The 20,209-nt window shown below is 41.2% G+C and carries 12 protein-coding genes and 2 tRNA genes; 7 read left to right on the forward strand and 7 right to left on the reverse strand.

Annotated features, from left to right (window positions below; all coding sequences use genetic code 11):
* Nucleotides 1-285: 285 nt before the first annotated feature.
* From V6R21_RS04435 to V6R21_RS04450, 4 genes are all read right to left on the reverse strand, one after another.
* The gene (locus tag V6R21_RS04435; protein ID WP_334241266.1) at nucleotides 286-903 is read right to left on the reverse strand and encodes a hypothetical protein; all 618 of its coding nucleotides are present in this window, start codon (nucleotides 901-903) and stop codon (nucleotides 286-288) included.
* A gap of 197 nt (nucleotides 904-1,100) precedes the next feature.
* Entirely contained in the window at nucleotides 1,101-3,452 is a 2,352-nt protein-coding gene (locus tag V6R21_RS04440) for a glycoside hydrolase family 2 TIM barrel-domain containing protein (RefSeq protein ID WP_334241268.1), read from the reverse strand.
* A gap of 118 nt (nucleotides 3,453-3,570) precedes the next feature.
* The gene (locus tag V6R21_RS04445; protein ID WP_334241270.1) at nucleotides 3,571-5,088 is read right to left on the reverse strand and encodes a RagB/SusD family nutrient uptake outer membrane protein; all 1,518 of its coding nucleotides are present in this window, start codon (nucleotides 5,086-5,088) and stop codon (nucleotides 3,571-3,573) included.
* A 6-nt stretch (nucleotides 5,089-5,094) separates the two neighbouring features.
* On the reverse strand, nucleotides 5,095-8,190 hold the full coding sequence (locus V6R21_RS04450; protein ID WP_334241271.1) for a SusC/RagA family TonB-linked outer membrane protein: 3,096 nt from the start codon (nucleotides 8,188-8,190) through the stop codon (nucleotides 5,095-5,097).
* Between the two features lie 389 nt (nucleotides 8,191-8,579).
* On the opposite strand from V6R21_RS04450, the gene V6R21_RS04455 reads away from it, so the two are divergent.
* The 4 genes from V6R21_RS04455 to V6R21_RS32380 are packed head-to-tail and all read left to right on the forward strand — an operon-like array spanning nucleotide 8,580 to nucleotide 14,005.
* Nucleotides 8,580-12,599 (forward strand): hybrid sensor histidine kinase/response regulator transcription factor, encoded by a 4,020-nt coding sequence (locus tag V6R21_RS04455; RefSeq protein ID WP_334241273.1) that lies wholly within the window; start codon nucleotides 8,580-8,582, stop codon nucleotides 12,597-12,599.
* Between the two features lie 15 nt (nucleotides 12,600-12,614).
* Nucleotides 12,615-13,364: a metallophosphoesterase gene (locus V6R21_RS04460; RefSeq protein WP_334241274.1), complete on the forward strand. Its 750-nt coding sequence runs from the start codon at nucleotides 12,615-12,617 to the stop codon at nucleotides 13,362-13,364.
* Between the two features lie 30 nt (nucleotides 13,365-13,394).
* Complete coding sequence (locus V6R21_RS04465; RefSeq protein WP_334241276.1) at nucleotides 13,395-13,784, forward strand: alpha-amylase family glycosyl hydrolase; 390 nt, start codon at nucleotides 13,395-13,397, stop codon at nucleotides 13,782-13,784.
* A gap of 8 nt (nucleotides 13,785-13,792) precedes the next feature.
* Entirely contained in the window at nucleotides 13,793-14,005 is a 213-nt protein-coding gene (locus V6R21_RS32380; RefSeq protein WP_408612972.1) for an integrase core domain-containing protein, read from the forward strand.
* A 199-nt stretch (nucleotides 14,006-14,204) separates the two neighbouring features.
* Here the strand turns inward: V6R21_RS32380 and V6R21_RS04470 are convergent, their stop codons facing one another.
* From V6R21_RS04470 to V6R21_RS04480, 3 genes are all read right to left on the reverse strand, one after another.
* Nucleotides 14,205-16,448, reverse strand: coding sequence for a hypothetical protein (locus tag V6R21_RS04470; RefSeq protein WP_334241278.1), 2,244 nt, complete (start codon nucleotides 16,446-16,448; stop codon nucleotides 14,205-14,207).
* Nucleotides 16,449-16,643: 195 nt separating this feature from the next.
* Nucleotides 16,644-16,770 (reverse strand) — tRNA-OTHER (locus tag V6R21_RS04475).
* 127 nt (nucleotides 16,771-16,897) lie between these two features.
* Nucleotides 16,898-17,011 (reverse strand) — tRNA-OTHER (locus tag V6R21_RS04480).
* Between the two features lie 357 nt (nucleotides 17,012-17,368).
* Between V6R21_RS04480 and V6R21_RS04485 the strand changes: the two genes are divergently transcribed.
* From V6R21_RS04485 to V6R21_RS04495, 3 genes are read left to right on the forward strand one after another with little or no spacing between them, the layout of a single operon-like run.
* Complete coding sequence (locus V6R21_RS04485; RefSeq protein WP_334241280.1) at nucleotides 17,369-18,352, forward strand: glycoside hydrolase family 43 protein; 984 nt, start codon at nucleotides 17,369-17,371, stop codon at nucleotides 18,350-18,352.
* A 53-nt stretch (nucleotides 18,353-18,405) separates the two neighbouring features.
* A complete protein-coding gene (locus V6R21_RS04490) occupies nucleotides 18,406-19,197 on the forward strand; it encodes a hypothetical protein (protein ID WP_334241282.1) in 792 nt (263 codons plus the stop codon).
* Nucleotides 19,198-20,208 carry a S41 family peptidase gene (locus V6R21_RS04495; protein ID WP_334241284.1) on the forward strand — a complete coding sequence of 337 codons (1,011 nt, stop codon included), beginning with the start codon at nucleotides 19,198-19,200 and terminating at the stop codon, nucleotides 20,206-20,208. It begins immediately after the preceding gene.
* The last annotated feature ends 1 nt before the right edge of the window (nucleotide 20,209 follow it).

A 20,209-nucleotide genomic window follows, 5' to 3' on the forward strand; every position in this document is an offset into this window, starting at 1 on the left:
TAACCCTTCATACAAACCATTTCAGAACCAAACAACTAATAATCAATACTTTAACAAGATTGTAATTTTAAAGATAGGCAGACCTGATATCAAACAGTTAATATCAATACTACTGATGATGTTAAACACTTCACCTAAAAAATTAAGCTTAGGTCCCCTGTTTTTGCTTCTTCTCTTTTTAAACTAAAACACTTGTACTAAGAAGGAGTTACATACCTGCTTAATAAAAACAGTATTTGAAACTCCCTATACCAATACTTGTCTGCCATTTCCTTTACTAACAGATCAAGGTTGCAGTTCATAGATCCCATTCTTGTTCTGGTCAACAAACTTCAAAGTATCATTGCTTTCTAACACCATAATACTCTCGTCAAAGGCACCATCTTTATCAATATCTATGCTTTTGCCAATTTTACGTCCATCAAGGCTATAGTAGTACTCTTCCTCGTAGTACCCATCCTCATCCCTATCAAAGGAAACAATAGCTTTTTTCCCTTTTACATACCCAACTACTTTTTCATAGTTATCATCATAGTTCTTATCTGTAAAAACATTGACTGTCTCATGCGTTTTATTATGCTCAATAATCAAAGCAGTGTTATCATAACTCCATATATAATTAAGGTGCTTTGACTCTGAGGTTTTAATGTGGATACTGTAGTACTTGATAAAAAGGAATGTCATCACCACAGCATAAACGCTTAACATTACAAACCGCATTTGTGATGACTTTTTTTCTTTTTGTGGAGGTCGTTCAAAACTAGAATATACCGCAGCTTCTTCCATTAACTCCAAAAACACCTCACTATGCTGTTCTGAAAGAAGTAAATCAATTGAAAAATCATCCCCATAATGCAAATCTGAAAACTTATTCTTTTTGACCTGAAATGGGATTTTATGCATTTCCAAAATCAATTTAGCTCATAGCCACTCCTGTTTACCTTTGATAGGTATTATTCTCTCGTTCATATGCTAAAAAAATTTTTCTTCAATCTAACCCATTCTCCATTTTGTACAAAAAATAAAACCCTATCCGTACCATTACAGGTACAGATAAGGTTTTGTAGTAGATAAACAATTGAAGTGATCAGTACACTTTCTTATTTTGAAGTAGCCTCCAATTCATAGCTGGTTGCCTTGATTTGGAATGTTGTATCATTTGGTACAGAACGATAAAGAATACTCGCAATTCCTGCTTCAGCTTTGACGGGATTTTGACCAATCAACATTCCTTTTCCTTCCAACTCAAACTTGACTTCTCCCTCAAATTCGGCATTGTAATTCCCATTGCTGTCAACAGCTTTGGCATAAACAAAGACAAGGTCCTGTTTTTCATTTGACAGTGGAATTCCGGAATAGTCTATACTTACTGCTAGGTTTGCTACCTCACCTGCTGTCGTCACCACATCTGTTGCTACAACCTCCCCATTGATATATCCTTTTGCCTCCAATTCTCCAGCTTTGAATTCCTGTAGGTCAAATTCGAAAGGTGGCGCCTGCAGTTGGTCGCTCATCGCATTTACAGTAGGTTTTTTCTTTTCAACTAGTGCTCCATTCAGGTACAGTGCCACTTCCTCACAATTGCTAAATACCCTTACGGTTGTTTCACTTTCCTGATTCCAATGGCTTGCAATGCTGACCATTGGGCCTTGCTCCACCATTCCGTGATGCACTTTCTGGTCAGCAGGTCGTTGGCTCTTATAAAAATCGTGGGCAAACTTCGGAATACGGAAAATATCACTTATCCCTGATGACTCAATGTCATTGGCATAGCCACGGTTGTAATCAAACATCAGCCAGTTAGACATGCCAATGGTACCCAATACCTTCCCCCTCAAGTTAGAGTTTGAAGCTTCCTGATAGTTCAGCGCCTGTTGCAAAAGCCTTTTTTCTCCTGCTCCTCGCAACTGTCGGCTCGTTCTTTCCTCTTCTTTCAACCCTTCAAAGGCAGTTTGGTTAAAACCTGCATTTTGTGCATAATACTCCCAATCTCCATATTCGGAAATAAACACATTTCGTTGCCCATCCTTATAGTTATTCCAATAGTGAGGTGGTTTGCTGTGTTGTCTCGCCGGAATAAACAGGTCATATGAAGGGTGATCCATCCAACCAGCACTGTAGGTATCCTCAAAAGGCAATTCTTCCTTCAGTACGTTGTTAGCTTTTTCCATAAACTCTGGCGTCATCGGAGATTCGTTTAGTGATACTTCCCAAAAAAATACAGAAGGATGGTTGCGATCCCTGCGTACCATATCACGTATATCTCGAATAGCATTTTCAGAAAACTGCCCTTCTGCAAAAAACTGCCAACCCGGTATAGCATCCATCAGGATTAGGCCCAACTCATCACAAGCTTCCATAAAAGACTCATCCTGCGGATAATGGGATAAGCGCACAAAGTCAAAACCTGCATTTTTGATTTTGACAGCATCACGCCAATTCGAGTTTTCAGATATCGCATAACCAACATAAGGATACTCCTGATGACGATTTGTTCCCGTTACAAAGATTCTTTCATCATTCAGGAAAAGCCCTTCACTTGTCAACCTGATTTTTCGGATACCAATTCGCTCTTTTTCAATATCCACTTGCTGACCATTGCTTACCAATTCCACTTGCAACTCATACAGTTGAGGGTCTTGCAGGTTCCACAACTTCGGGTTCTGAACCTCCAATTGAAGCAAAAACTCCTGATCACTTCCTGCTGCCATAGCCTTTTCTTCCGTTTGGAATATAGTCTCCTTTCCTTCCTTATCTGTCAGTCTGGCAATGGCTTGAACAGTTTGCTCCTCATCAAACTCATTTTTCACATGGACCTTTAATATTCCTTCTGCTACTGTCTTGCTGACTTTATCAAAATGTACCAGCAATCCCCCACCTGCCGGTTTATCCGCAGCTACAGGGTGCGTAATATAGAGTTTCTGTTTTCTGATTAGGTTTACATCTCGATAAATGCCGCCAAAGGTATTGAAATCCAATACGTCCAAGGCTTTTCCTGGAGGAATGGTCGGATCGTCTACATTGAGTACATTGACCTTCAATTCATTCTCCCCATCTGTCAGTTGATCTGAAATATCAACAACAAAGGGAAGGTAACCTCCTTTATGGTTTGTCAGTTTCTGTCCATTCAAAAAAACGGTCGCATTACTCATCACCCCCTCAAACTCAATCCACACCTTTTCATTTTCAGCTTTTTTAAGCGTGAAGACTTTCCTGTAAGTACACGCACCCTGCCATTGGTCATTTACCACCAACGGCTCGACCTTAGGTGTATGGGGAACTGTCACTTTTACCCAGTCCTTTGCGCCATCCTTCACAAACTCCCAGCCCTCATTAAAGCTAGAAGTTACAGATGGCTGTAGCTCCTGAGGCTTTTCGCAGGAGGAAAAAATACCCCATCCCATAAGCAGTATAAGCGCAGGTAACTGGCTAAACCCTTTTGATAATCTCATTCCTATTTTCTTTTTGATATACAATCAATTTTTCATTTCGTATCTAAATGGAAAATCCAACACCTGTGTCAAAGAGCGCTTTGTACATGATGCTGGATATCCTTATGGCTATTTTATACTAGTAACCATCATTCTGCTGAATGCCCATATCCAATCCGAATAATGGAATTGGCAGTAACTGATGTGCATTCTGTTTGCCATTTGCCTGAAGGGAAGATTCCCACTTGCCATGTCGGATCAGGTCCATTTTTCTAACACCCTCAAAAAACAGTTCCCAGCTTCTTTCTCTCAAAATGGCATCATTGAATGTTGCCTTGTCAGTCGTTTCCGCTGCTGTAAGGTCTTCAAGCCCTGCCCTGTTTCTTACCTGATTTACCAAAGCAATTGCTTCAGCTGTAGGTCCACTGTTTTCGTTGATTGCTTCTGCCAACATCAGGAGTACATCTGAATATCGTGCGATCACAATGTCATTGCCCTGAAATCCTCCTGGGTTATTTACATCCTCTGGGTATTTTACAATTACAGCCCCATTCATATTGGTTCTGTCTCTAGTTTCTCCCCAAGTACCATCATAACTACCTACCAGCATTTCCTTTCTTTTATCTGCCGAATCAAATGAGTCATAGAAGTCCCAGTCAGCCATAAACACACCATGAGGACTACTCCAGCCTCCTCCTTGATACTCTCCAGGGAAGTCACCCGGATAGCAGTAATAAGTCCATGCGTTGATATTGCCAGTAGCTTCATCTCCTGTAGACTCAGCATCAACTGTAATGGAGAAGATCAGCTCGGAATTACGCTGTGTTTTAAGTTCAAACAAGCTTTTATATGGATTCTCTCCTTCAGTAACCAAGCCATATCCCAAAGACGTGATAGCACTGCCTACTTGCTCTGCCTTCACAAAATCTCTTTCGTTCATATAAAGCCTCATCAGCAGGGTCATGGCAAAACCTCTCGTAAACCTGCCATAATTATCTCCTGTCCAAGCTGTATCTGGCAAACCATTAGCTGCATCCGAAGCAAACTGTAAATCAGACTCAATAGCGGCTACGAATGTCTCTCTACTTGGTCGTGTAACATCCCATTCTGCTTCAGTTCCCACAAGTGACGCATCCAATATAACTGGTACCGGACCATAGAGGTGCAACAAATAATACATTACCCAAGCTCTTGCCAATTTGGCTTCTGCCAGAAGTTGTAACTTTGTTGCCTCATCAATATCTGCTTTTTCCAAGCTGTCAATAATCATCGTGATCCGTGTTACGAAACGCATCTTGGGTAAATGACTCGTATCTTTTCCTTGTGACAAGAAGTATTCGAAATCACCTCTTGTTACTGCTTCAAAGAACGCTCCCCATCCGTTTTCATAAACCGATATCAAGTCCGACGGACCGTCAAACATAAAGATGTGTCCGTATTCATAAGAGTGGAAATTTCCTTGCCATCCACCCGGCACACTGTATCCCCACTTAGAGCCAAATGGCTTGTAAACTTCAAGTGTATATAGTGTAAAATCCTCTTCGGTACTTGGGAAGTTCTCCGGATTCAGGTTGCCATGCAGTACAGGGTCAAAATCATTGGTACAGCCTGCCAATAGCAACTGTATCGATAGAAATAATATGATAATCTTTTTCATGGTTGTCTAGAAGTTAGCGTTCAGTCCGATTGAATAGGTTCTTACCATTGGATAGCTACCTGGGCTACCTTTAATGCCTGCTCCACCATCATTGGTTTCAGGGTCAATACCCCTGTAACTGCTGAATAGGAAAGGGTTTTGCACATCTGCATATACTCTCAGTGAGTTAACTCCCTTAATGGCATCTGGCTTAAAGTTGTAACCCAACGTGATGTTTCTAACTCTAATGAATGATGCATCCACCAAGTTGACATCCGTTTCTACAGGCAATCCCATACTTGCTTCGTCATAGGCGACACCTGGCAGTGTTCCTCCCTGATTGGATGTCGTCCAAACTTCACCCATCAGATCAGTGCTGTTCTGAACATTACCCAAGAATGAAATCGGATTGATCCATGAATAACTATAGTTTCGGCGCATATTACCTGCTTTACCATAGGCAAATACAGATAGGTCAAAGCTTTTGTATCTGAAAGTGTTGCCCAAACCGATATACATATCAGGATATGGAGAAACGACCTGAACATCATTGACATCTATCACTCCATCTCCATTCTGGTCTACAAACAATGGTGATCCCGGCTGGCTCGCTCTCTCAGGCTGGTGTGCCGGCACATCGTCCCCCACCTGAATCAGACCATCTGTCTCGTAGTAATAGATTGCATTCACATAGTCATTTTCCTGTACATATGAAGCCAATACTTCTCCCTCTGCAAATGACTTCCATTTAATGTTATAGCTTGAGAGGTTTACTTGTGTATTCCATTCAAAATTCTCATTCCTGACATTGACTGTATTGAGCATAACCTCAAACCCCCTGTTTACCTGATGTCCACCATTCACAGGAACCTCAGACATAAAAGAAAGTGGTGGTGCTGGAATTGTTCTCAACAGGTCTGTGATATCCTTTTGGTAAATATCCACAGAACCGCTCACCTTTCCTTTTGCCAACTCGAAGTCAATACCGAAGTTCTTTACCTTTGTCTTTTCCCAAGTCAGGTTAGGCCAGTTGATGCCTTCCAATACGTAAGGGAATACCGTGTTGGTCCCATTGAATGCTACAGAAGACACATCAGGTGCATAAGCACCGTAAGCTGCAGTTCCAAGAGCATCCTTATTACCCAATACACCATAACTGGCACGAACTTTCAGAAGGTTGATAAACTCCACATCTCTCAGGAATGACTCATTGGAAACCTTCCAAGCCAATGATGCTGAAGGGAAACCAGCATATTTCTTGTCCGGGAAGAACTTGTCTACCCCATCATATCGGTAAGAAAGAGAGACCAGATACCTGTCGTAGAAGCTCAGGTTACTTCTCACAAAGAATGATCTTCTTTGCTCTTCCCACTTATTTGAAGAAATCAGCTTCTGTCCTGATGCAGCACCAGCATTTGAATTGCCGATTGCATCATGCGTATCAGCGTACTGCAGTCCAAATCCGCTAGAATATGTAAAATACTGACCTGCTCCTGCCACTACATTCAGGCTAATGTCTTCCGTTAACTGATCATCATAAGTCAGAATACCTTCTATCGTATGGTTTTCTCTTTTCTGCTGAGAGAGTGCACCTCTTGCAGTATTCAGCTGAGCATAGAATGTTGTTGAAGGAATAAAAAACTCACGCTCTGAGATCTCATAGTTGTTACCGTACAAGACCTTACCTGTCAGTTTATCCTTAATGATATCATACTCCAATGAAATATTGCTTAATAATGAAGTAGCCTTCGTCTCATCAGTGATATCCAGCAAACTTACTGGGTTACCAATCACTCCAAACTTGGAATAGTTTCCAGCCTCATCCCTTACTGAAACCGTTGCCGGATAAGCAAGTGCTGCCTGCACTGCACCATAATCCTGAGAACCGGCTCCACTTTGTTGTACCCCTGTCATCGAGTTGCTATAAAGGTTTCGGCTGGCATTCAGACTTGTATTCAACCTCAAGCGTTCCGTCAAGTTAAAAAGCATGTTCATCTTGCCATTATAACGGGTCATACCTGAGTTTTTCACCGTTCCCTCCTGATTGAAGTAATTTCCTGAGAAATAGTAAACAGCATTCTCTGAACCACCATTCACATTCAAGGAGTGGTTATCAATATGCCCTGTCTGAAGTACTTCTCCCAACCAGTCTGTTCCTGCTCCTGTCGCTGCAATATCGCTTTCTGAATAAGGCATCTCAAAGTTTCCTGCGGTTCCAGCACCAAACGGCCCCATACCATTCTGAATTAGGTATTGGTCATAAGAAAGCTGGTTGTAATACTGCTTGTATTCCTTTGCCGAAAGTGGGTTCAGGTAATTGGCATTTTCCACAACCGAACGGCTACCACTGTAACTCACCTTCAACTTCCCAGCCTTACCACTTTTGGTTGTAATCAGGATCACACCATTTGCTGCATTGACACCGTAAATTGAAGCACTGGCATCTTTCAACACCTCAATTGACTCAATATCATTCGGGTTGATACCTCCAAGACCTCCACGGTTTACACCATTGAATCCATAATTACCATTGGCTGGCTCCAATCCATCTAAAGGCATGATAACGCCATCCACTACAATTAGCGGAGCACCACCACCACGAATCGATAAGTTAATTTGTCCACCTGGCTCTGAGCTTGCCAAAGTTGTCTGCAAACCTGCTGCACGCCCCATCAGTAAAGAGGATGCTGAGGCATTGGCAGCTGCCGGAATATCATCCGTTTTTACAGAGGATACAGATGTAGTCAGGTCTTCCTTTTTGGTTGTACCATATCCAACTACAATGATCTCATCCAGCTGTTGCATATCAGGTTCTAGAGCCAGATCAATGACACTTCTGCCATTAATAGACACTTCTTTCTTGATATAACCGATATAAGAAACCACCAGTATTCCCTTATCAGATTTTATCATCAGCTCATATTGACCATCCAAGTTTGTGATGGTTCCAGCATTCTCACCTTTTATCATCACAGCAGCCCCGATCAAAGGCTCACCTGTTGACTGGTCCTTAATGGAACCAGAGAGTTTTATCTCTTGGGCACTTAATTCCGTTATGCCCAAAAAAGTCAGCAAAACAATAAATCCAGTTATTGTTTTAAGTTTGTGTGTAATGTGTTTCATAAGCGCGTTTATTGGGTTTGAAATAACCTCAACAAACTTCTGAATCCCCTGTAAAAAATGGGTCAAGCATTCTCATTTAAGAAGGGTGGTATTTTCGTTTATGTACATTTTACACTATTTAAAGGCGCATAAAAGGTGGACTAAATGATTTTCTCCTACTTTACAAATCAGTTTATTACACCTCTTTTTCATAACTGTACAACATTCGAAACCGATTGCATAGTAATTTTGCAAAAGAAATGCAGTTTGAAATATGGTTCACTATATTTGAAGATTGACTAATGACAAACAACACACGTCATTATTACTATTTTAAGAAGCAACGTATTCAACTTATATAGCTTTGGGTGGAAGTCAGCATTGCCCTCCAACTGAAGACAAGGGTAACTATGAGATTCTATTTTTATCTACTTTTTCTATTATTCGCTTTTTGCCGTAACGGATATGCCTACTACCTGACTGAAAATATCAACAAGAAAGCAGGACTATCCAATGGCAGTATTCATGAGATTATTCAGGATGCACAAGGCTTTATATGGATAGGTACCAAAAACGGCTTAAACCGTTATGATGGTCTGAACTTTAAGATATACAACAAACAGAACAGCCTGCTCAATGGAAGTGATATCTCTAGTTTATTAATAGACCATAAAGGTACTATTTGGGTCGGCACCATTGATGGAGGACTTCATCTGTACAATCAGGAAAAAGACCAATTCAGTACGATCTATAACAAAGAGCTTCCCCAATTCTCTTCCAATATTGAAATTCATGACCTCCATGAAGACCAAAAGGGAACGCTTTGGATTGGAACCAATGTGGGACTGTTTGCCTATGATACATCAGCAGACAGCTTAATACAGGTACAATGCAGCTTACAGGCTGACACAAAACAGGATAGCAATATTCAGACTATCACAAGTGACGCCAACCATAACGTCTGGATTGGCACAAATGCTGGCAACCTATTCAAATACGATATGGTAAAAGGTAACTGCCAGCAGGTGGATATTCCTGCGGTGCCAGAACATGCTCTAAACCGTATTCTTCACCTCACCTTTTATGATGAGCACCATTTACTAATTGCCACAAGAGGTGCCGGTTTGTTGGTGATGGATATTGCTAATCAGCAACTGACACCATTACTGCCCGAATTACTAAGCAATTCGGCTATTGTCGTTCAAAGTCTAATGGTTGACAGCCAAAAAAACATATGGATTGGAACTGATGGAAAAGGCGTCATACAAGCAGCTTTTGACTCACAAAATAATACATTAACAGTATTACTGAGTAGCGATAAGGAAAGCCATGACATAGCCGGAGATGCTATCTACAGCATATTTGAAGATAGGGATCACAATATTTGGGTGGGTACAGCATGGAATGGGATCAGTGTATTGGAAGCCAACAAGGAAGAAATTTCCTTACTGGATGGAAACCGTTTCAATATGGAAAGTCTGCCAACACTTTCCATTAATCAATTTGGCAAATCCATGTGGATTGGTACTGACGGAAAGGGTTTGCTCCATTACAACACCCAGACAAACCAATACAAACTCTTCAACCATGATAACCAGAAATTGGATGCCAAATATGTGCAATGCATCTCCGAAATGGGAAATGGTAACTTACTGATTGGTTCCTTCTCCAATGGGCTGATTGTTATACACCCTGTAAAAGGGCAAGTCAAAAAATATACACATCTACCTAATACTGAAAATACCCTCTCCCATAATGATGTGCGAAACATTGTAGCAGACAGTTTGGGTAATTATTGGATTACCACTTGGGGTGGAGGTTTAAATTACTTTAACCCTAAAAAAGGCTCTTTTATAACATATAAGCACAACCCTCAGGATAGCCTAAGCCTTAGTAACGACAATACTATCTCTATCTCTCGATCCAAAAATGGAAAGCTTTGGATCTCTACTTTTGGTGGTGGTATCAACCTATTTGATCCGATACAACAAACATTCAAACACTTCCAAAACAAGGAAGACGACCCAAACTCTATCAGCTCCAACAATGTCGTTTCTATACTTGAAGACAAAAGGGGGCAGGTTTGGATCGGTACATGGGGACATGGCGTCAACCGCCTGAACCCAGCTACCCAAGCAATAGAAAGGTTTGAAAATGTAAAGTTACTCCAAGGTAAATCCATTATGTCCATCACTGAAGATAAGCATGGAAATATATGGTTTGGCACCAAGGAAGGTATCCTAAAATATGATAGAAAGTCTGACTCATTCTTGAGCCATCCCAAACTTGATGGAGAGTACCATATCAATTCGGTTTTTAAATCGCCAAATGGAACGCTGCTTTTTGGTGGACTGAATGGCATTATCAGTTTTAATCCAGACAATATATCATTTGACTTTACACCTCCTGCGGTAAGGTTGACAGACTTTAAGCTTTTCAATAAGTCTGTACCTGTTGGGGAAGATTCACCGCTAAAGAAATCGATTCTGTATGCAAAGAATATCGTACTGGAATATAACCAAAGCGTAGTCACTTTTGAGTTTACTTCATTAGGGTTTCCTGCTACGAGTGATTGCGAATATGCCATCAAACTCAAGAATTTTGATAAGGACTGGCGATATATCGGTAAGGACAGAACAGCGACTTACACCAACCTCTCACCTGGAGACTATGAGTTTCAGGTAAAGGCTCAAACAAAAGAAGGAAAGTTTGGAAATAAATATACCGCTGTGGGCTTGACTGTACTTAAGCCCTATTGGGCTACATGGTATGCATACCTTTTTTATGCAGCTGTAATCGTTATGTTATTGGCTCTTTTCAGACGCTACACCCTTAGAATTGAAAAAATCAAAAGCCAGTTACAAATAGAACGGGTTACAAGAGAGAAGGAGCAGGAACTCCATGACATCAAGCAACGGTTCTTCACCAATATCTCACATGAGATCAGAACGCCAATTACCCTGATTCTAGGTTCAATCAACCGACTGAATGAAGGGGACTTAACAAGAAAAGAACAGTCATTGAATATTTTGCAAAAGAATAGTCAATACCTGCTTAACCTTGTCAATGCATTGCTTGATTTCAGAAAACTGGAATCTCAGGAAGTAATCCTTAAATACAGCAATGCGGATATGGTGCATTTTACGAAAGACATTTTTGATTCGTTTTTAGGACTTGCTGAAGAGAAAAATATCCATTTTCACTTTGTTACTGATCAAGCAGAATTACCTGTATGGTTTGACAACAAGGAGATGGAGAAAGTAATCTATAACCTATTGGACAATGCCTTTAAGTACACCGACGATGGAGGTGATATCACAGTAGAAATTTCCCATGATCAAACATATGCGACAATAAAGGTGATTGACTCCGGAAAGGGCATTCCCACCAAAAAGCTACAGCATATCTTCAAGCGGTTCTATCAATTGCCGGACACAGAGTCAGGAAAAGGCTTTGGAATAGGGCTTTCAATCGTTCAGGATGTTGTTGCACTTCACCACGGAAAAGTAAAGGTTGAAAACCGTGAGGGACAAGGAAGTATCTTTTCAATCAAGTTGCTGTTGGGTAATTCTCATATTCCAATGGAGCAACGTTCGGATCTTCCTGATTCAAAGCCAATCACCACACCAACCAATGTTAGCCTCTCAGAAATGGAAGACAGGACAGTTATGTTGGTCGAAGACAATGCTGAAATCAGGGCTTATGTTGAAGAGATTCTGGCTCCTTATTTTAAGCTTATAACCGCTGCCGATGGTCAGGAAGCCCTTGACAGCATGAAAGAGAACCTCCCTGACCTCATTATCAGCGACGTGATGATGCCTGTGATGGATGGTATGGAACTGACTAAAAACATCAAAAGCAATATAAAGACCAGTCATATTCCAGTCATTTTGCTTACTGCCAAAGATGCTGATATTTACAAACAGGAAGGTTTTGAAGAAGGTGCTGATGCGTATGTAACCAAACCATTTGACGAGTCACTGCTCAAAGCCCGTATAAAAAGCCTGCTGCATAACCGTGAGCTCATTGCAGAAAAATATAGAAATGAATTGCTGATCAAACCGGCTGAGTTGCCAATCAACTCACCTGACCAGCAGTTTCTCAAAGACATTACCCAAATTCTGGAAACCAATATTGCTGAAGGCAACCTGACCATTGATTTCTTTATCAAGGAGATGGGGATGAGCCATTCGGTTATTTACAAAAAACTGAAAGCCCTGACAGGAATGTCATTTGTGGAGTTTGCAAGAGATTTCAGACTGAAACGCGCAGCTCAACTTATTACACAACATAAGATGAATATTACTGAAGCCTGCTATCAGGTAGGTTTCTCGGACAGGCGATACTTCAGTCAGGTATTCAAGCAGAAGTTTGGCATGACTCCTTCCGAGTACAAAAAAACAAACAGTGTAACCGAAGAAGGTCATTGATCTAAACCTTACAATATGAAGCTAAAAATCATCAGTGATTTACATCAGGAATTTGGATTCAATGACCTTTCCTTTGACAATGCGGATATTGCGATTCTGGCAGGAGATATTCACGTTGGCATAAAGGGCATTGAATGGATCATCAATAAGATTACAGATATTCCTGTTATCTACGTTTTAGGAAATCACGAATACTATAAAGGTGCTTATCCCAAAACATTGAATAAGATCAAAGCCCTTTCGGAAGGAACCAATGTACATGTACTTGAAAATGAATCGGTAGAGATTGGCAATACAACCTTTCATGGCGCTACTCTATGGACTGATTTTTCATTGTATGGTAACCCAAGACAGTATGGCATTATTTGCCAAAGCAAGATGAACGACTACCACAAGATTCGTCGAGACCCTTCCTATTCAAAACTAAGAACCATTGATACATTCAGAATTCACAACCAATCCGTTTTATGGTTGGAAAATAGCCTGTCTAACACTACTACAAAATCAAACATTGTCGTAACACATCATGCACCAAGCATAAAATCATTACCCGATATATTTAAGGACAATCCTTTATCAGCTGCTTATGCCTCAAACCTGGAAGGGCTTATCAATACCTATCAGCCAGATTACTGGATTCATGGGCATATCCATACCCCAACAAGATACCACATTGGACATACAGAGGTGATCTGTAATCCACATGGTTATATTGACGAAAAGTATAATGGTTATGATAGTAATTTGATTTTGGAAATCGACTAACTTAATACCAATGTACTTTAAGTCAACACCATGAAACTCACTTGCTCCTTCCTCACTATTATGATCCTCTCTTTGCTTATGATCGGGTGTGGAACAGAGTCCGGAAAGAAAACAGAAGCTGAACCTCACCAAATACAGCAGTTAGAGGAAGAGGTTTTCTACCTAATATTCCCAAGGAGTTTTCATGACAGCAATGGTGACCGGATCGGAGACCTGAATGGGGTTACCCAAAAACTCGATTACCTTCAGGAACTTGGGGTTACGTCCATTATAATGACGCCCTTGTATCCTTCCATTTATTACCACAATTACTTCACGCATGACTTTGAAGGGATTGATGAGGAATTTGGAACCATGGCAGACTACTTGAATATGGTCAGGGAAATACATCGGCGGGGAATGAAATCAAAACGCACGTGAAGTATAGCATGACAGAAAAGTATGACCCTTATCAAAACGCAGTAGCTGAGCGGGTAAACGGCATACTTAAGCAGGAATTTATCAGGGGGTTTCAAATCAATGACATCCAGCTTATGAGAAAAATAATCAAACAGAGCATAGACATCTACAACACGGAAAAAACCCATTTATCCTGCAGGATGAAAACGCCAAAATATATGCCTCAACAGAGGAGAGGGTGATAAAGATAAAGACCTATAAAAAAGAAAACCCACCAGCGTTAGAGCTAGTGGGATCCATATAAAGTTGTATCATTGTAAATCTGTAACGCTATTTCAGGACGTCACATTCGACGGATTGAAATCCGCCACTATAGTATTTTGCCCTTTCAGGGCTGGATATTACACATATCATGTCGATGGGTAAAACCCATAGTTCATATTAATCTAAAAGCTCCTTACTGACTGCTGCTGTATCCCTTGACCACTCAACAGAATAGACTTTATCCGCCAAATTTTGATCTTCAATCAGTTCCATTCCTTGAGCCATACATTTCATCGCCAATACCTCACCCACTTTCAGCTTGGCTTCCAGTTTTTGAAGCATTGTTTCTGTTCCTGCCAAGTTTAGGTTTTGGGTCAACTGACCTGCAAAGCCCATCTCCAACCAAACAACCTCCCTTTTTTGTACATCAAGTACCCCAAATACCAATCCTTTTGACAAGGTGTTGGTTATCCTCACCTGATGTTGAACATCAGAAGGATTATAAGCAACCCCTTTTCTCGATATCTTCATCGGATAGGCGCTGTTCATCCAACCCACTACCAAATTAGGAGACAAGCTTCCATTGGTATAGGCGTTACAGGTAAACGTTACATACTTCGCGCCATTTTTTAATAATGTATCCAAGTCCAACTCAATATACTCGGCGGTTCCGACCATATGCGGGATATGCTGAATATCACCACTATGCTTACACCCTGGTATCACCAATCGAGAATATGAACAATACTCTGTACTGTTGCTGTAAGCCACAGTACAGCTCAAGTCCATATCCAGATGCTGCGCAGACAACCCTTCTCCCCATTGCAAGAACAATCGTACAGCGCTTCCTTGAACAGGGAATTTTGTTCCCATCAAGGCTGATGACATATCCTGTACAGACTCAGATCGGTCACCAATCGCCAAAGGAATATTATATAGTCCCTGATCAATATAAACGGTTTGGTTTTCTTTATTTTCTACTGTATACCTTTTACGCATTTCCTCCAAAGTCATCTTTCTGATCATGGATTGCATCGCTTTCAGCTCATCATCTGAATACAGTTGCAACAGCTTATTGTTGGGTATGTTCTTGTTGATTCCCCCCAATGGTTTCACTATTCTCGCTGCTTTACGGTCAAAATAATGCTCAGCATACATATTCAAGGTAAACAACAGCCTTGATGGTATCTGGTCTACCACAACACCAAAGTGCAACAGTGTCTGCTCAGCACCAAACCACAACATATTGGAGAACAACGACCTTGCAAAAAGACCCGGTCTCTGCTTCAGCAAGGCAAATGTACCTTCAGCATTACTTTTCAACCTAGAGGTTTCATACTGTCCTTGCCATACTTCATACACTTCGTTATAGAATACATCCAACAGTTCAGCCAACCTCTCAAACCCTTTCTTCTTGCTGTATTCCGCTAATCTCAAGGCACGGATTACCCTTACCCACATGCCACGCTTCGGGTGCATCACTTCACATTGCTTCTCAATATCCATCTTGATGGCATTCATCCATCCGGCATACATTCTGCACTCTGACCTTGAAAATTTCAGTTTCAGGTTTTTGACAGACTGCTGTCTAGCCTCTGCTTCCCTTCCCATTCCAAACTGTCTGTTTCGGGAATTGGCAGCCATTCTTTTGGCTATCGTTTTTGGCTCCACCAACTGCAAAAATCCGGTATGCTTATACCAAAGGTAACGCAACACATCATTGGGACTTGTAAATAACAAGGATGCCATCACTCCTTTATCAGCGGCAACCAAAGCGTCCACTGCCATCACCATTGTCTCCTTTATCCCAATGATTACTGTGTTAGGAAGACCGAAATACTCCAATAACACTTTTAAGCTATCTGCTTGTGTAGCATCCAAAGCAACAGGAGATTCCAGTAGCGATTTCAAGTAATTTTGCAACCTCTCTTCTGTCCACAGTTCTAATACCTTCAGCTCATTTCCATTGAAGTCGTAATCCAATTCTTCCGTTTCAAAAGGTGTCCCACAGAAAGGACAACCATTGAAACGATATAATGGAAATACATTGTGGGGAATGATATGCCCACAAGCCAACTCAGAATTTTTCTTTGTATTGAACACATTTGCAAAAGCTGTAACGAAATAGTCTGCAAACGATCTTTCCGTCTGTAAGTCCCATTCCTTGATCAAAGGTGTCCAGTTCTTGTTTACGCCTGTTACTTCCTTCAGGGCTTCCAAAAGCTCGACCTTGTGTTTAGGGCTAATCTTATTGACTTCCCAAAGTAATTCCTCAGAAAAAGTAAAGCCTAACTTGATGCAATTAGCCACTAAAACACTGGTCGTTGAACTGATTTCAAATGGGTCGTTTTTTGTTTTCCAGTCATTTGGGATTAATAAACCAGTCTGCCTGATAGCGATTTTCAAAAGTTCATTTCTCATCTTCTTATCGTTTTAAGAAACAGGTAATCTTGCCTCTAGATCACTTGGGAAAAATGGTGGGGGAAATCCCCCAGAAGTAAGAGGCAATTGACCTGTTATAGTTTTGGGTAATGTGAGCTCTTTTCCGACCTGTAACTTCTTTCGAAATCCAGCATTCGGATCCTACATATGAAGTAAGACCTCATTGACCTAAATTGGCGGGGCAGGTGGGACTCGAACCCACGACACAAGTATTAACAAAGTCGGTGTAAGCCCCTATTGACCTTTTTGTGATAATGTAGCAGCTCAACGTACTCTGCTCTACCATCTGAGCTACTGCCCCAAAAGCAGCAGGTGTTTCAAGACCTGCCAATTATGTTTATTATGAAAAATCAGGTAATCCTATCTCTAAATCATTTCCTACAAACGGCGGGGAATTCCCCAGAAGTAAGAGATAATTGACCTGATTGAGAGACAGGTGGGACTCGAACCCACGACACAAGTACCCATTGAAGTAAGCCTTTATTGACCATGTGCTGATAATTTGTTAGCTAACTTTGCTCTACCATCTGAGCTACTGTCTCTTTTATAGCAGGTAATGGAACAAGTTGATCAGTAGAGTGAGTTGAAGTAACCCGTTCTTGACCTGCTGATGATACAAATGTGAAGGGCTACTACGCAGCCTATTTGCGTAGTGAAATTATTTTTCAATTTTTTTAAAAAAAAGAGAGGAAATAAGCTGTCCTGTTTAGCCAAAATCCAACAGCACGTTTATTCTACAATTATTAAAAACATGAATAACCCCTCTAAAGAGGCTCAAAACAGCCATTATGGTTTATATGCGTAAATAATCCACTTTTTTATCTCCAAAAATCCACCCCTATCTATCTCATTTCAAATACTTTGGCTGCATAACTAATATTCAACATAACCCAACTTAAATGAAGACGATCAACAAAGTGATGGTAATCTTAGGGTTACTCATCCTGGGCATTTCATGCTCAGACCAAACTGATGAAATCACACCTGTAAACAATGAGCAACCAGCTGCCTTCTGGGAACTCACCGGCAACACTGTCTCACACGATCCTACCCTTATCAAAGAAGCCAACGGCCTGTGGTGGGCCTTTATGACAGGACAGGGCATTGGGGTTAAATACTCCTCTGACGGCATCAACTGGACACAAGGGACACAGGTCTTTCCATCCGAACTGTCATGGTGGAGAAACTACGCGCCCAACATGGGTTCCAATGACGTCTGGGCTCCTGATATCTACTACTACCGCAGTAGGTACTGGCTGTATTACTCTGTCTCTGAGTTTGGTACCAACAACTCTGCTATCGGGCTTGTCTCCTGCTCCAGCATTGTCGGTGGAGACTGGAGAGATGACGGCGTAGTGGTCAGCACTTCTTCAGGTGTAAACGCTGCCAATGCCATTGACCCAAACATTTTTCAGGATGCAAATGGCAAAGCCTGGATGGTCTATGGATCTTGGTTTGACGGTATCAAGGTCGTCAGACTCAAAGACGCTGACATGAAACCCACAGGTACTCACTATTCCATTGCTAAAAAGAGTGGCGGTATCGAAAACCCTTGTATTGTGTACTACAATGGCTACTATTACCTGTTTGTGTCGACTGGTGTTTGCTGCAATGGCACAAGTAGCACTTACAAGATTGCCTACGGTCGTGCCTCAAGCCTGTCAGGACCGTACTATGACAAGAGTGGTGTCAACATGCTGAGTGGTGGCGGTACTGTTCTGGACGCTGGTAACTCCAGATGGGTTGGCCCTGGTGCACAGGATGTGTACAGACGTAGTGGCAATTATGTAATAATTCGCCATGCCTATGATGCACTGGACAGTGGCACCCCAAAAATGCTGATCAGCGACCTGTATTTCGTTGATGGCTGGCCTACTTACTAATTAAGTATCAGGTAGCCTCAGGTTAAACCTGGGGTTACCTTATTCTATATAATATGATTCGTTACGTTCTGCTATTGCTTTTGATAATTCCGTTTCAAAGTATCCACGGTCAAGTGACAAGCAAGTCATTGGGTATAAGCGGTGGCAAATCCTACCTCAATACTTATGACCAACTTTTAAACCGTTTCAGCTACTCAGGAAATTCATCTTGGACTTTTGGGTTGAAAGGAGAATGGCAAAACAGGCAAAGCATCATGGCTATCGATCTAGAGGCTACATCAGGAAAAATCGCTGCAGCAATAACAGATAGCCCTCTCTATGAATACAATTTTATACGACTTCAGCAATGGGTATTAGCTTTTACATACCTAAGAGAGATTCCGCTACCGTTTCAGCATTTCCAAACCTATATCGGGTTGGGTTATCAGACAGGTTACCTTTCTCAAGAACAACATTACAAAAACCTATTATATACCTATGGAGAAGGGTACAGAAAATCCTACTGCGTTTCCTTGGGAAGCTTGTCACTGAACCTTGTCAGCAAGTATCATTTTAAACAGAAAAACACTTTAACATTAGGCGCTTCTTATTCCTTGATCAGTTTGGTTGCCAGACCTGACGACAATTATGTCAAACAACTCAATCAGGAAGATGAGCCTGAATGGCATTGGTTTTCAGTCAAGGATGGTCAAACCTATCAACTGGATATCACCTATTCCCGATTACTGACACAGCACTTAGGGATTACGTTAGGTTTTCACTCCTCTCAGGAGCAATACCACTACCGAGACAAACTTGTTATTCGAAGCACCAGCTTATTGGTTGGTGTTCAAAAGTTCTTCTAAATGAAAAAGCTAATCTTCCTTTGTTTACTGATGCTTCTTGGTTGTGAGGATCCTTTTTATACAAAGCAACAGGACAATCCTGAATATATATTTGAAACATTTTGGGAGGAACTGGACAGGCATTATGCATTTTTCGCCTACACTGATTTGGATTGGAGCGCTTTATATAAGGAATACAGGGAAAAGGTGACGCCTGCAACTTCAGAGGATGAACTGTTTCATATATTCGATACCATACTTGATTCCCTGAACGACCCGCACACCATTCTGTTTGCTCCAAGGGGAACTGCCGGACCTGTTGATTATTTTAACCAATTCAACACCAACCAAATAGACTCCATTCAGCATTATTTCTCCACTTATGAGGTTATCAATCAAACTTTTGAGGTAGGAAGAATAAAGGATACGAATTTTGGTTATGTCCTGATCAGAACTTTTGACGGTGATATGGAAGACTTCCAGACCATTCAAAATATCTTCAATTCCTTCTCAGATATAGACGGTTTGATAATGGATGTTCGTTCCAATCGGGGCGGCATGATTTCCAATACAGAAGTCATTTTAGATCAACTAACAGATGCCTCCTATCAGGTTTGTCAATTTCGGTATCGAAATGGCCCTTTCCATTCGGATTTTTCACCTTGGATCAATTATAGGATTGAACCGGAAAATAACACAACTGCTTTTCAACAACCAGTCATGGTGTTGACCAACCGTCATTGCTTTAGTGCCTGCGAATGGTTTGTTATGTCTGCCAGTGCATTACCACAGGTCACAGTTATTGGAGATACTACAGGTGGCGGAAGTGGTCGTCCTATCTTACGGGAGCTCCCAAACGGTTGGCTTCTCAGGGTTTCCAATACACAGACAATATTGCCTTCAGGAAAAGACTTCCAGTTTACAGGGCTTTCGCCTGATATTCCTGTCTCGATCACTGCTCAGGATGCACTGAAAAACAAAGACACCATACTGGAAACCACAATCAGCACACTAAAAGAAAAGGTAGATTGAA

It is taken from the genome of Limibacter armeniacum (assembly GCF_036880985.1).
GTDB lineage: Bacteria > Bacteroidota > Bacteroidia > Cytophagales > Flammeovirgaceae > Limibacter > Limibacter armeniacum.

Bases quoted from the DNA above. Each gene is read 5' to 3' on its own strand.
- V6R21_RS04435 (WP_334241266.1), bottom strand. From the start codon at position 903: ATGCATAAAATCCCATTTCAGGTCAAAAAGAATAAGTTTTCAGATTTG.
- V6R21_RS04440 (WP_334241268.1), bottom strand. From the start codon at position 3,452: ATGAGATTATCAAAAGGGTTTAGCCAGTTACCTGCGCTTATACTGCTT.
- V6R21_RS04445 (WP_334241270.1), bottom strand. From the start codon at position 5,088: ATGAAAAAGATTATCATATTATTTCTATCGATACAGTTGCTATTGGCA.
- V6R21_RS04450 (WP_334241271.1), bottom strand. From the start codon at position 8,190: ATGAAACACATTACACACAAACTTAAAACAATAACTGGATTTATTGTT.
- V6R21_RS04455 (WP_334241273.1), top strand. From the start codon at position 8,580: ATGAGATTCTATTTTTATCTACTTTTTCTATTATTCGCTTTTTGCCGT.
- V6R21_RS04460 (WP_334241274.1), top strand. From the start codon at position 12,615: ATGAAGCTAAAAATCATCAGTGATTTACATCAGGAATTTGGATTCAAT.
- V6R21_RS04465 (WP_334241276.1), top strand. From the start codon at position 13,395: ATGAAACTCACTTGCTCCTTCCTCACTATTATGATCCTCTCTTTGCTT.
- V6R21_RS32380 (WP_408612972.1), top strand. From the start codon at position 13,793: ATGACAGAAAAGTATGACCCTTATCAAAACGCAGTAGCTGAGCGGGTA.
- V6R21_RS04470 (WP_334241278.1), bottom strand. From the start codon at position 16,448: ATGAGAAATGAACTTTTGAAAATCGCTATCAGGCAGACTGGTTTATTA.
- V6R21_RS04485 (WP_334241280.1), top strand. From the start codon at position 17,369: ATGAAGACGATCAACAAAGTGATGGTAATCTTAGGGTTACTCATCCTG.
- V6R21_RS04490 (WP_334241282.1), top strand. From the start codon at position 18,406: ATGATTCGTTACGTTCTGCTATTGCTTTTGATAATTCCGTTTCAAAGT.
- V6R21_RS04495 (WP_334241284.1), top strand. From the start codon at position 19,198: ATGAAAAAGCTAATCTTCCTTTGTTTACTGATGCTTCTTGGTTGTGAG.